Annotated in this window: 12 protein-coding genes; 1 reads left to right on the top strand and 11 read right to left on the bottom strand. The window is 29.3% G+C overall.

Going from position 1 to position 13,259, the window contains the following annotated elements; all coding sequences use genetic code 11:
* Positions 1-88: 88 nt before the first annotated feature.
* The 11 genes from nifU to H8923_RS04975 form a co-directional block, all read right to left on the bottom strand.
* Positions 89-541, bottom strand: a complete 453-nt coding sequence (gene nifU / locus H8923_RS05025) for a Fe-S cluster assembly scaffold protein NifU (protein ID WP_147540875.1) — start codon at positions 539-541, stop codon at positions 89-91.
* Positions 542-571: 30 nt separating this feature from the next.
* Positions 572-1,771 (bottom strand): cysteine desulfurase NifS, encoded by a 1,200-nt coding sequence (gene nifS / locus H8923_RS05020; protein ID WP_153924204.1) that lies wholly within the window; start codon positions 1,769-1,771, stop codon positions 572-574.
* A 15-nt stretch (positions 1,772-1,786) separates the two neighbouring features.
* Positions 1,787-2,242, bottom strand: coding sequence for an RrF2 family transcriptional regulator (locus H8923_RS05015; protein ID WP_153924203.1), 456 nt, complete (start codon positions 2,240-2,242; stop codon positions 1,787-1,789).
* A gap of 202 nt (positions 2,243-2,444) precedes the next feature.
* Complete coding sequence (locus tag H8923_RS05010) at positions 2,445-3,377, bottom strand: ROK family protein (RefSeq protein ID WP_153924202.1); 933 nt, start codon at positions 3,375-3,377, stop codon at positions 2,445-2,447.
* Positions 3,378-3,496: 119 nt separating this feature from the next.
* A complete protein-coding gene (locus tag H8923_RS05005) occupies positions 3,497-4,270 on the bottom strand; it encodes a GNAT family N-acetyltransferase (protein ID WP_153924201.1) in 774 nt (257 codons plus the stop codon).
* A gap of 82 nt (positions 4,271-4,352) precedes the next feature.
* Entirely contained in the window at positions 4,353-5,621 is a 1,269-nt protein-coding gene (locus tag H8923_RS05000; protein ID WP_153924200.1) for a replication-associated recombination protein A, read from the bottom strand.
* A gap of 172 nt (positions 5,622-5,793) precedes the next feature.
* On the bottom strand, positions 5,794-6,579 hold the full coding sequence (codY, locus tag H8923_RS04995; protein WP_153924198.1) for a GTP-sensing pleiotropic transcriptional regulator CodY: 786 nt from the start codon (positions 6,577-6,579) through the stop codon (positions 5,794-5,796).
* A gap of 195 nt (positions 6,580-6,774) precedes the next feature.
* On the bottom strand, positions 6,775-8,835 hold the full coding sequence (topA, locus tag H8923_RS04990; RefSeq protein ID WP_153924196.1) for a type I DNA topoisomerase: 2,061 nt from the start codon (positions 8,833-8,835) through the stop codon (positions 6,775-6,777).
* Between the two features lie 32 nt (positions 8,836-8,867).
* Positions 8,868-9,965 (bottom strand): DNA-processing protein DprA, encoded by a 1,098-nt coding sequence (dprA, locus tag H8923_RS04985; protein ID WP_153924194.1) that lies wholly within the window; start codon positions 9,963-9,965, stop codon positions 8,868-8,870.
* A 9-nt stretch (positions 9,966-9,974) separates the two neighbouring features.
* On the bottom strand, positions 9,975-11,510 hold the full coding sequence (locus H8923_RS04980; protein WP_153924192.1) for a YifB family Mg chelatase-like AAA ATPase: 1,536 nt from the start codon (positions 11,508-11,510) through the stop codon (positions 9,975-9,977).
* A 13-nt stretch (positions 11,511-11,523) separates the two neighbouring features.
* The gene (locus tag H8923_RS04975; protein WP_153924190.1) at positions 11,524-11,868 is read right to left on the bottom strand and encodes a YraN family protein; all 345 of its coding nucleotides are present in this window, start codon (positions 11,866-11,868) and stop codon (positions 11,524-11,526) included.
* A gap of 142 nt (positions 11,869-12,010) precedes the next feature.
* Between H8923_RS04975 and H8923_RS04970 the strand changes: the two genes are divergently transcribed.
* A complete protein-coding gene (locus H8923_RS04970) occupies positions 12,011-13,255 on the top strand; it encodes a CapA family protein (RefSeq protein ID WP_153924188.1) in 1,245 nt (414 codons plus the stop codon).
* The last annotated feature ends 4 nt before the right edge of the window (positions 13,256-13,259 follow it).

Raw genomic sequence — 13,259 nt, 5'->3', positions numbered from 1 at the left:
GTCATTTGCAGCATTATTTCAGCTGCATGACAGGTATATTTATATTCCAGCCCAAGCCCCACGTATAACGTGTTATATAAAATATTTATTATTCTTCATCCTCTTCTATATCATGATGATGGTCATGATCATCATCTATAACAACACCATCTAATTCTGGTATGTGTATATTATTTTTCTTTGCATAATCTATTAATGCTGATTTTATAGCTTGCTCAGCTAATACTGAACAGTGCATTTTTACTGGTGGTAAACCATCTAAAGCTTCTGCAACAGCTTTATTAGTAACTTCTAAAGCTTCATGTATACTTTTCCCTTTAACCATTTCTGTAGCCATTGATGAACTTGCTATAGCAGATCCACATCCAAATGTCATGAATTTAACATCTCTTATTATTTGGTTTTCATCTATGTCAAGATATATTCTCATTATATCTCCACACTTTGCATTTCCAACTTCTCCAACACCACTTGCATCTTCTATTTGTCCAACGTTTCTTGGATTCATAAAATGGTCCATAACTTTATCACTATATTGCATAATTGTATCCTCCTAAATCTCCATCAATAATTATTTATTTAATTGCCCTTGCTCTCTTACATATGTCTCATAAAGAGGTGACATGCTTCTTAATCTCTCTATAACCCTTGGTAAGTTATCTATTATATAGTCTATATCTTCTTCTGTCGTAAAATCTCCAATTGAAAGTCTTAATGATCCATGAGCTAATTCGTGTGGTAATCCTATCGCCATAAGAACATGAGATGGATCTAATGATCCTGAAGTACAAGCTGAACCACTTGATGCAGCTATTCCTAACATATCTAATAATAATAGTATTCCTTCACCTTCTATAAACTCGAATCCAAAGTTTACATTACCTGGTAATCTATGAGTTAAACTACCATTTACTCTTGTATGTGGTATTCTTTCTAATATTCCATCTATTAACTTGGTTCTTAACTTAGTTAAAGTCTCTATATGGTTGTCCATATTTGCTTTTGCCATTTCTGCAGCTTTACCATATCCAACTATAGCTGGTATATTTTCAGTTCCTGCTCTTCTCTTTCTTTCTTGAGCACCACCATGTACAAATGTATGAAGTTTAGTTCCTCTCTTTATATATAGAGCTCCTATTCCCTTTGGTCCATATATTTTATGAGATGACATACTCATTAAGTCTACACCTAAATCTTTTACATCTATATTAATGTTTCCTGCAGCTTGAACAGCATCTGTATGGAATATTATTTTATGTTCTTTTGCTATTTCAGCTATTTCTTTTATTGGCTGTATAGTTCCTATTTCGTTATTAGCAAACATTATTGTTATTAATATTGTTGTATCTTTTATTGATTTTTTTAATTGTTCTAAATCTACTCTACCTTCAGAGTCAACATCTAAATAAGTAACTTCAAATCCATGATGCTTTTCTAAATATTCACATGGATGAAGTACACCGTGATGTTCTATCTTAGAAGTTATTATGTGATTACCTTTGTTTTTATGTGCAAATGCAACACCTTCTATTGCCCAGTTGTCACTTTCTGTTCCACCAGCTGTGAAATATATTTCATTTGGATTTGCATTTATAAGTGAAGCTACTTGACTTCTAGACTTATCTAAAGCTTCTTTAGCTTCTCTACCGAATGAATGGAAGCTTGACGCATTTCCAAAATAGTCTGTTAAGTAAGGCATCATAGTTTCTACAACTTCTTTTTTAACTGGAGTAGTTGCAGAATAGTCCATATATATTCTTCTTTTTTCCATTATCTTTTACACTCCCTATCTTCTTGATATTAAATTTGCTATATCATGTTCTAATAATCTATTTTTGTCGTAATCATTTATCATATCTTGTAGGGTAATTGAATTTATAACATCTTCTATACCCTTTTTTAACTTTTCCCAAACTATTTTTGTTATACAAGTTCCTGAATTTTCACATACATCTTCATCTAGTACACATTCAGATAAAGATACTGGACCTTCAAGAACTACTAGGATATCTCCAACACTAATATCTTTAGCATCCTTACCTAATAGATACCCACCCTGTGCACCTCTTACACTTTTAATTAAGCCCGATTTTTTTAATGTAGAAAAAATCTGCTCTAAGTATTGATCTGAAATATTTTGATTTTTAGCTATTACCTTAAGCGGTACTGGGCCTTGACTCTGATTTATGGATAGTTCAAACATAGCCTTTAATCCATATCTACCCTTAGTTGATAGTTTCATATTTAATCACCCTCTATACTGAAATCTAAATCATACTATTTCAGTAGGAATTATCTTCAAAATTATTGTATTATAACCTAGTATTTTTGTCAAGATTAAATTCCTAGTATTTTTGTCAGATTTAAAATTAATTATATTACCACAAAAAAGCTAGCAAATCCCCAATTTTAGGTTTCTTACTAGCTTTCATATATCATGACTTCTATAGAGCCGAAGCCCCTAATATACCTGCATCATTTTTAAATTCAGCAATTACTATCTTTGCTACTCCATTTCCATTGTAAATAACCCTTTTCTTTATCTTTTCTTCTAATCCTTCTAATATTATATCACTAGCATTTGATACTCCACCACCTATAGATATAACCTCTGGGTCTATAAAATGTATAACACTCATAATACCTTTTAATAAATATTCCTTAAATCTCCTAACTACATCTCTTGCAACTTCGTCATCCTTTTTATACGCATCAAATACCATTTTAGCAGTTATCTTTTCTATATCACCTTTAGCCATGTTGAATATTAAAGTTTCTCGACCTTCTTTAATTAATTTTTGTGCATACCTTATTATAGCAGTTGCTGAACAAAAAGTTTCAAAGCATCCATTATTTCCACAGTTACAAGTGTAGAAATTGGAATCAAGTATAATATGACCTATTTCAGAACCTATTCCATGAGCCCCCGAGAAAGGTTTTCCATTTATAATTATACCGCCTCCAACTCCAGTTCCTAAGGTTAACATAACGCCTATATCATAACCCTTCATACTTCCATACTTATACTCAGCAACAGCTGCTACGTTAGCATCATTTTCAACAACTATCTTTATATTAGGAAATTTCTCTTTTAACTTTAATTCCAAAGGATCGCCTTTTAACCCTAAATTTACACAATTTACGCATCCTGTTTTATCTACAACTCCTGGTATTCCAATTCCGATAGTGCTTATATCTTCTATTTTTATTTTTTTCTTTTTTAAAATTTCATCTATAACATACTCGATGTCTTCTATGACCTCTTTAAATCCACAGGCTTTTCTTACGTCTCTACTTGATTTTACTGTTATATTTCCATCTTCAACTAAACCAGCTTTTATACTAGTTCCACCTACATCAATCCCTATATTGTACATTCTGATTCCCCCTTCTATTTTTGTTAATTTTTTAATTATATAAATATTATATACAATTTTATATTTCAAGTTCAATTATAATTTTTAATTAAACAAATAATAACTAAAATGTATAGCTACTAATTCTTATAATAAATACTCCAATTACCAATATTCTCAAAACCTAGTTTTCTATATATTTTACCAGCTTCCTCATTATCATAAAATAGACAAGGAGTCTTATTTTCATCCAAAAGTTCTGAACATATTTTTACTATACATTTAGTAGCTAATCCTCTATTTCTATAATTAGGATGAGTTCCAACTCCTACTATCATAGCATATTTCTTGTTTTCTGCTGTACTCTTAGCCATGGCTACTATTTGCCTATCAATTTCTATATAATATCCTCTACCTGTTTTAAGTCCACTCCTAAGATTTTCTATTGTTGTATTTTCAAATTCATCAATAGATTCATATAACTTTGTTACTTTATTTAAGTGCCTAAATCTCATCTTTTTGACTTTTACGTCTACCCCATCATCATTTAAAAATTGTTTACTCTCTAACTTACAAAACTTAACTTTTCTACTCTTATATAATCTTAATTTATTAGCTAACTTATCTACAGCATCAGACTTTCCACTTATTTCTGAGTAATCCATATTATTTATTAAATTTGCAAATGCATTTATATCAAACTTGTCATAAGCATAAAAAATAATAAATTCAAAACACTTTAAAAGTATACCTTCTATTTCCCCTCTTCTATTTATTCCTGCCCATATATTCAAAAAATAGTTATCATACCCATACCTCTCTATGTCACCTATTGTTAATAGATTGAATTCTGATTCTTTTTCTAGGTACTTTATAACTTTATTATGATAAGAAGAATCAAGCTTTATAATCATAATACTTCCCCCTGATACAAACTTAAATAACGAAATATTTCATTTTATATTATTAGTTTATTAATTTAATATTAATTATAAACTATTTTTTTAAATTATCCCAATAATGTTTAAAAGCTAATTCATTTTTATTATTTCCATGGTTATAATAAACTTTATCACATATAGCATCTGGCAGATATTGTTGCTTTACATAATGATTAACATAGTTATGCGGGTATTTATAATCTACACCTCTACTTAAGTTCTTTGCTCCCAGATAATGAGCATCTTTAAGATGTATAGGAATATCTCCAGTTTCCAAATTATCTAAATCATATAAGGCAGAATCAATTGCTTTAATAACTGAGTCTGATTTCGGACATTGAGCTAGGTATATAGTAGCTTGTGCAAGAGGTATCCTAGCCTCTGGAAAACCTAACTGTAGCGCTGATGAAACACAGGCTTCTGTTATAGTTATAGCTTGAGGAACAGCCAATCCAACATCTTCACTAGCAACACATAATAACCTTCTAGTAATTCCCTGCATATCTTCCGCCTTAATAAGCCTAGCTAGGTAGTGTATAGATGCATCTGCATCTGAGCCTCTTAAAGATTTATGAAATGCCGATAAAATCGAATACCCATCATCTCCACCTCTATCATAACTCAATCTTTTTAAACTTGATGATTGTATAACTGTATCTAATGATACATTAACTGAGTTAGATGGTACGTCTATTCCTAAATTAAAAGCTAATTCTAATTTATTTAAAGCACTTCTCATATCACCATTACAAGTCTCTGCTATACAATCTAAGGCTTCATCATCTATTTTTATACTTTCATATGAGTATAAGCCCTCTATTTTATCTACAGCTCTTTTTAGTCCTTTAAATATATCACTCTTATCTATCGCTTTGAATTCAAATATAGAACTTCGACTCAAGATAGCTTTGTATATAACAAAATAAGGATTATCAGCCGTACTTGCTATTAATGTCACTGATCCATCTTCTATAACCTCAAGTAGAGCTTGTTGTTGTTTTCTATTCATAGCTTGAATTTCGTCAAGCATCAAAATTATACCATTATATGAAAATAAATCTTGCTTCGTAGTATCAATAACTTCTTTTATTTCTTTTACACCACAGTTTACAGCATTTAGTTTTACATATTTCTTTCCTGTAGTATTAGCTATTATATTAGCTAATGTTGTCTTTCCTGTACCTGGAGGTCCAAAAAAAATCATATTTGGTATAGATTGATTTTTTATTATTTTATTAAGAACTTTTCCTTCACCTATTATATGTGATTGACCTATCATATCCTCTATTTTTTCTGGCCTTAATCTATCTGCTAAAGGTTGCATCGTCTCCTCCTTATATAAAAAATTTGCTTCGTTTGATCAATGTATCGATGTAATGTTTTAAATTCATATGATACTAAATTATAACTTATCCATAAATCCAAATAAATTATAATTTACTCATAATTAAAAAGAAGGTATCTATTACTAGATACCTTCCACTCATAACATTTTATTAGTTAGAATTTTTAACTTTTTTTAGCTCAGGTATAAGTTTATCATTAAGTATTTTTATATGAGTTCCTTTCATACCTAACGACCTAGACTCTATAACTCCTGCACTTTCAAATTTTCTTAAAGCATTTACTATAACAGATCTAGTTATTCCAACTCTATCTGCTATTTTACTTGCTACAAGTAAACCTTCTTTTCCATTTAATTCATCAAATATATGCTCTACTGCTTCTAATTCTGAGTAAGATAATGTTCCTATTGCCATCTGAACTACAGCCTTTTTTCTCATTTCAACTTCTAGCTCTTCACTTAAAGCTCTTAATACCTCAAGACCTATAACTGTAGCACTATACTCTGATATAACTAAATCATCATCTGTAAATTTATTATTATATCTTGATAATACTAAAGTTCCTAATCTTTGTCCGCTACCTAATATTGGAACTATAGTAGTATATTTTTCAAGTCTTCCGTGCTCATCTGGGAATAAATCTAAAACTTCCTCCCCAGTTAAATTATCTAGAGTCTCTGTTATTCTTAATAGACTTTGATTATATTCTTTTGTGAACATTCTTTGATTAGTTCCTTCTTCTTCGATTACCGAACTATCTTCTTCATCATTAAGATAAAGGCCTAGTATTTTTCCTTTTGAACTTAGTACATATACATTTGCACTAAGAACTTCTCCTAATGCGCCTGCTAATAATTCAAAAGAAACGCTGCTTCCACCATTTGTTTGTAATGTCTTATTTATCCTTCTCGTTTTTTGTAGCACTTCGCTCGCCATTTATAATCATCTCCTCATGAAATATCGGCCTAAAATAACCTTTTTTATATCTTTCTTCAAATTTCTTTATGTTTAAACAAAAACTTATATTCATAATTTGTGCAATGAAAATCTTATCATAAAACGAAAGGTTTTTCAATATAAAATATAATTAGACTTTTCATTCAACTTCCACAAATTTATAGTACATATTTTCTATTTTTTACACTCTTTATTTGAACATACACTTTTTGTTTCAGTTTTCGTAACTTTTTCTACCATATATGAACCGCAATCCTCACAGACTTCACCTGTAGGTTTGCTCCAAGATACAAAATCACAATTAGGATAATTAGAACATCCATAAAATGCCTTACCTTTTTTAGACTTTCTAAGAATTATATCTCCATCCTCACACTTAGGACACTTGACACCAATTTTATTAACAAGAGGCTTTGTATTTTTACATTCTGGATAATTTTTACAAGCCATAAATTTTCCAAATCGACCATACTTTATAACCATATTAGAACCGCAAAGTTCACATATTTCATCTGTTTCTTCATCCATATTTACCTTTTCTACATTCGCAATAGCTGTCTCTATAGCTTCTTTTAATGGAGCATATACTTGGGCTACAACACACTTCCAATCCGTATTTCCTTCTTCTATATTATCTAATTCATTTTCCATCTGTGCTGTAAAGTCTACATCTATAAATTTTTGGAAATTATCTTCTAGAATATTTGTGACTATTACTCCTAATTCAGTTGGATATAAACTTGTACCTTGCTTTTCTACATAACCTCTATTTAGTATAGTTGCAATCGTAGGAGCATAAGTACTAGGTCTACCAATTCCCAATTCTTCTAAAGTTTTTACTAAACTAGCTTCTGTATATCTAGCAGGAGGCTGAGTAAAATGTTGATTTGGAATAAACTCTTCTATATTTAATAAATCTCCTTCTTCTATAGGAGGTAATATCTTATCTTCTCTTTCAGTAAAGTTATAAATCTTAGTATAACCATCAAACTTCATTTTAGAACCAGTAGCTTTAAATATAAAATCTCCTACCTTGCATTCTACATTTAAAACATCAAATACAGAATCTTCCATTTGACTAGCTACAAATCTTCTCCAAATTAAGTTATATAATTTAAATTGATCTTTGCTTAAAGAAGATTTTATGCTATCAGGAGTCCTATATACAGATGTAGGTCTTATAGCCTCATGAGCATCTTGTACTTTTTTACTATCTTTCCCTTTTTTCTTATCTTCTGAGGCATTCTTATAATATTGATTTCCAAGTTCATCTAATATATATTCCTTAGATCTATCTTTTGCTTCTTCAGAAATTCTCTTTGAATCTGTTCTTATATAAGATATAAGACCGACTGTACCTTCTCCTTCTATATCTATACCTTCGTATAATTCCTGTGCTATCATCATTGTCTTCTTAGTAGTGAAAGATAGCTTATTAGCAGCTTCTTGTTGAAGCATACTAGTAGTAAAAGGTTTTGGAGCTGCCTTTCTTCTTGATTTAGATTCTATTTTCTCTACAATTAAATCTTTATTCTCTATTTGTTTTAAAATATCATTAACAATTTCTTCATTTTCTAATTCAAGTTTTTCATTTGATTTACCATAAAACTTAAATACAATATCTTTATTATCTTCTGTCTTTGCATTAATCTCTATTGTCCAGTATTCCTTTGGTACAAAAGCATTTATATCTTTTTCCCTATCGCAAATTAACTTTGTTGTTACTGATTGCACTCTACCTGCACTAAGACCTTTTCTTACTTTTTGCCAAAGTATAGGGCTTATTTGATACCCTAGTAACCTATCAAGTACTCTTCTTGCCTGCTGAGCATCAACAATATTTATATTTATATTTCTAGGATTTTTTATAGCTTTTTTAATAGCTTCTTTAGTTATTTCATTAAACTCGATTCTACAATTTTTATCCTCATCTATATCTAATATATGAGCCAAATGCCAAGAAATAGCTTCTCCCTCTCTATCAGGATCGGTAGCTAAATATACTTGCTTTGATTTTTTAGCTTCTTTTTTCAATTCTTTTATAACATCGCCCTTACCTCTTATATTAATATATTGAGGTTCAAAATTATTTTCTATATCTACACCTAACTTACTTTTAGGTAAATCTCTTACATGGCCTACAGATGCCTTTACAGTATAATGACTTTTCCCTAAAAATTTCTCTATTGTTTTAGCTTTTGCTGGCGATTCCACGATGACTAATGTTTTTGCCATTTTAAAGCACACACCCCCACTATCTATGTTATTTATACATTTAAACTATATGTATTATTATTTCCTTCTATTATGATGTCCTTTAATGATAACTCATTTAATAATGTATTTACTGATTTTATTTCCATACCAGTATAATCACAAATATCATCAATTTGCAAGACCCCTTTATTTTTTATCGCATTAATTACAGTGATACTTTCTTTACTTAAACTTATATTATCATAATTTTTACCAAATTCTACTTTATTAATGCAACTTATATTATATTCATTAATTATATCATCTAAATCTTCTATTAATTTTGCACCCTCTTTAATAATTTTATTACATCCTTTACTCATTTCTGAATTAATATTCCCAGGAATTGCAAATACATTTCTTCCTTGATCTAGTGCAAACTCTACAGTTATTAATGCACCACTTTTTCTAGCAGCCTCCACTACTATAACGCCTTTACTTAAACCACTTATAATTCTATTTCTATTTACAAAATTAGATGGTATTACAGCTGAGTTAACATTATATTCTGATAAAATAAGCCCACCATTATCAAGGATTTTATCCGCTAAAGCTATATTTTGCCTCGGTAGAGGATTATTAGCTGACGATCCTAAAACAGCTACAGTTTTTCCTTTTCCCTCCATACAGCCTATATGCGAAAATGAGTCTATTCCAATAGCTAAACCACTAATTATATTTACTCCTAAATTTGATAACTGCTTGCTTATGCTTTTTGCACAACTTACTCCATACCTTGTTGGCTTTCTAGAACCTACCATAGCTATATTTAAAGTATCATTTAATATTGATAAATCACCTCGATAAAATAATAATATTGGCGCATTATATATATGTTTTAAATCACTAGGATATTCATCATCTATACAAAAATACTTAACATCATTTTTATATAATATTTCTCTTAATTCATCTAAATATGAATTGCTTTTATATTTTACTATATTTTCTTTAATATTTAAATTTATATTTTTTAAAGTATATATTTCTCTATCAGAGAATTCCATTAAATTTTCTATATTTCCGACTTCATTTTGAAGTTTTTCTATCGTTTTAGTACTTATACCACTTATGGATTTTAGCCACAAAAATGCATCTTTTCTTTCCATAATTCACCTCTATCTAAAGTAAGTATAATAAGCCTTCCTGTATGAAAAAGCCTCATTTATATGATTCGATTTTATTGTATCACTATCATCTAAATCTGCTATTGTTCTAGCCATTTTTAAAAGTTTAGTATAACTTCTATTACTTAATTTATATTTATTAAAAATTAATTTAGTTATCTCTACAGCATTTTTATCCAACTCACAATATTTATCTATTTTAGATGACTTTATTTCATTATTACTACTTATCAAATCATTCTTAAACCTGTATTTTTGTAACTCTCTTGCTTTCTCAACTCTTAATTTAATATCACTAGAACTTTCTGTTTTTTTATAACTATGCAATTCTTCATATGAAACTTGATTTACTTCAATAAAAAGATCAAATCTATCCAATAAAGGACCTGATATTTTGTTCAAATATCTAGTAACTTCGTAATTCCTGCATTTGCATTCTTTATCAGACATATAATAACCACATGGACACGGATTCATAGCTCCAACCAGCAATAAATTACATGGATATTTAACATTATATTTAACTCTAGATATATTTATATATTTATCCTCTATTGGTTGCCTAAGAGTCTCTAATATTTTCCTATCAAACTCAGCTATTTCATCTAAGAACAATACTCCTCTATGAGCTAGGATCACCTCTCCTGGCTTAGGATTACTTCCACCTCCAATTAATGATTGTTTTGTAGACGTATGATGAGGAGACCTAAAAGGTCTTTTGTTAACTATTCCTATGTTTTCATCAATCAACCCTGATACACTATAAATTTTACTTACCTCTAACATTTCATCATTATCTATTTCAGGAAGTATAGTTGTTATCCTTTTCGCAATCATTGTTTTTCCCGATCCTGGAGGTCCTATCATTAAAATGTTATGGTTTCCTGCGGCAGCTATTTCAGCTCCTCTCTTTACGAAGTAATTTCCTCTAACATCTTCAAAGTCTTCTTCATATAATTCTTTAAATTTAGATTCATACTTATTATTTAATAATATTTTATCTTTATTTATATCTATCTCTTTGTTTAAATATCCTATACATTCAGTCAAACTACGTATAGGTATAATTTGAATTCCATCTATATATAAACTTTCTATTAAATTTTCTACCGGTATAAAAATTCTTTTTAGATTATTTTCTTTAGCTCCTATTACTATAGGTAAAATTCCTCTAACCTTTCTTAAATTTCCATCTAAAGATAACTCTCCTATAAACATACTTTCATTCATATAGTTTTCATCTTTTTTGATATAATCTCTAAGCAATCCTATACATATTGATAAATCTAAGAAAGATCCTTCTTTTTTCATGTCTGCAGGAGATAAGTTTACAACTATTCTCGAATTTGGGAATTTATATCCACTATTTATAATTGCCGATTTTACTCTTTCTCTAGCTTCTCTAATTTCTGTGCTTGGAAGTCCAACTATATTAAAACATGGTATACCATTAGTTATATCTACTTCTACTTTAGTCAAAAAACTTTCTATTCCTATTATATTGCTAGAATTAATTATACTTAGCATACTTACCCGCTTTCTAAAAGGCATTTACAATATGATTAATTTTATTTTCATTAAAGTATATTTCTATAACGTCAAATCTTATTGGTACATCATTGAAATGATTCATTAATATGTAATATCTAGCTACATTTGATATTTTTTTAATTTTTTTATAGTTTACAGCCTCTGCAGGATATCCATATCTAATATTGCTTCTAGATTTAACCTCAATAAATACTAATTCATTATCAATTTTAGCAATGATATCAATTTCACCAGTTTTTATTTTGTAATTTTTCTCTATTATTTCCGCTCCACTTTTAGTAAGATACTTTAATGCAATTAACTCTCCTAAATCTCCTTTTTCTTTATTATTCATAGTATTCACCTATTTCTAATTTTTTTAATTATTGTCAACAGACAGTATAAGTATACAATCTCCAACTTTTTTATTGAATTTTTTTCCATTTAGTATACTATATAAAATAGGGATATTATAAAATAGGAAGGGAGATATAACAATGAATAATAGAACACTCATAAAACTAAAATCAAAATTAGCATCAGTGCTAATTTTGATTTTAGTTTGTGCATTATCATTTATAGGATGTTCAGATTCTAGTGACAATAATAATAATCAATCTAATATAATAAATAACTCTTATAAGCCTACAAGCTTAAGCCTAACTGCTGTTGGTGATGTAATGGCTCACACTCCGCAGTTAAAGGCTCAATACGACTCATCTACTAATACATATTCTTTTGATAATAACTTTCAGTATATAAAAAGTTATATTGAAAATTCAGATTTAAGTATTGCTAATTTAGAAACTACTTTAGCTGGAGAAAGTTTACCTTATAGCTCTTATCCTACTTTCAATACGCCGGATGCACTTGCAGTTGCATTAAAGAATTCAGGCTTCGATGTAATTTCCACTATAAATAATCACACATTTGACAAGGGTACTTTAGGTTTTGAAAGAACACTTTCTACCTTGAAGGAACTAGGTTTTGACACAATAGGAACTCGAAGTAATGTTGATGATGATGACTATATCATAAAAGATGTAAATGGTATTAAATTAGGAATTACATCTTACTCTTATGGAGATATTAAAGGTTCTAATAAGTACCTAAATGGTATACAAGTTTCAGATGAATGTAAGGATAAAGCTAATATATTTAGCTCGTCTGATATAGAAAGTGCTTTTTCTACTATAAATAATACATTATCTAGCCTAAGCGATACTGATATGCAAATAGTAATTCTTCACTGGGGAAATGAGTATCAAAGAACGCCTAATAACTTTCAAAAGGAGTTAGCACAAAAATTATCTGATGCCGGGGTTGATATTATAATAGGTTCTCATCCCCATGTAGTTCAACCTGTAGAAATGATTAAATCCTCTAACGGTGAAAATGATACCTTAGTTGTATATTCTTTAGGAAATCTAATATCCAATCAAAGAGAAGAAATTTTAGGTACCTCTTATACAGAAGATGGATTAATGGTAACTATTGATATTGCCAAAGATAACCTTGAAGATGAGGCTTATGTGTGTAATGTTACGTGCATTCCTACTTGGGTAAATAAATATACTTCGGGGTCTAAATTGGTTTATGAAATTGTTCCTCTTGAAGATAAAACTACATTAAATACTATGGAAAATCTACCTTATAGTAAAATTGAACAATCTTATGAGAATACATCTTCGTTAATAGATGATTCAGATATTATACAAGTAGTTAGCAGTCCATTTGAGTAATTTA

Source organism: Romboutsia faecis (assembly GCF_014323405.1).
Classification (GTDB): Bacteria; Bacillota; Clostridia; order Peptostreptococcales; family Peptostreptococcaceae; genus Romboutsia_E; species Romboutsia_E faecis.
This window is presented reverse-complemented; position numbering and strand designations above follow the sequence as displayed.

Bases quoted from the DNA above. Each gene is read 5' to 3' on its own strand.
- nifU (WP_147540875.1), bottom strand. From the start codon at position 541: ATGCAATATAGTGATAAAGTTATGGACCATTTTATGAATCCAAGAAAC.
- nifS (WP_153924204.1), bottom strand. From the start codon at position 1,771: ATGGAAAAAAGAAGAATATATATGGACTATTCTGCAACTACTCCAGTT.
- H8923_RS05015 (WP_153924203.1), bottom strand. From the start codon at position 2,242: ATGAAACTATCAACTAAGGGTAGATATGGATTAAAGGCTATGTTTGAA.
- H8923_RS05010 (WP_153924202.1), bottom strand. From the start codon at position 3,377: ATGTACAATATAGGGATTGATGTAGGTGGAACTAGTATAAAAGCTGGT.
- H8923_RS05005 (WP_153924201.1), bottom strand. From the start codon at position 4,270: ATGATTATAAAGCTTGATTCTTCTTATCATAATAAAGTTATAAAGTAC.
- H8923_RS05000 (WP_153924200.1), bottom strand. From the start codon at position 5,621: ATGCAACCTTTAGCAGATAGATTAAGGCCAGAAAAAATAGAGGATATG.
- codY (WP_153924198.1), bottom strand. From the start codon at position 6,579: ATGGCGAGCGAAGTGCTACAAAAAACGAGAAGGATAAATAAGACATTA.
- topA (WP_153924196.1), bottom strand. From the start codon at position 8,835: ATGGCAAAAACATTAGTCATCGTGGAATCGCCAGCAAAAGCTAAAACA.
- dprA (WP_153924194.1), bottom strand. From the start codon at position 9,965: ATGGAAAGAAAAGATGCATTTTTGTGGCTAAAATCCATAAGTGGTATA.
- H8923_RS04980 (WP_153924192.1), bottom strand. From the start codon at position 11,510: ATGCTAAGTATAATTAATTCTAGCAATATAATAGGAATAGAAAGTTTT.
- H8923_RS04975 (WP_153924190.1), bottom strand. From the start codon at position 11,868: ATGAATAATAAAGAAAAAGGAGATTTAGGAGAGTTAATTGCATTAAAG.
- H8923_RS04970 (WP_153924188.1), top strand. From the start codon at position 12,011: ATGAATAATAGAACACTCATAAAACTAAAATCAAAATTAGCATCAGTG.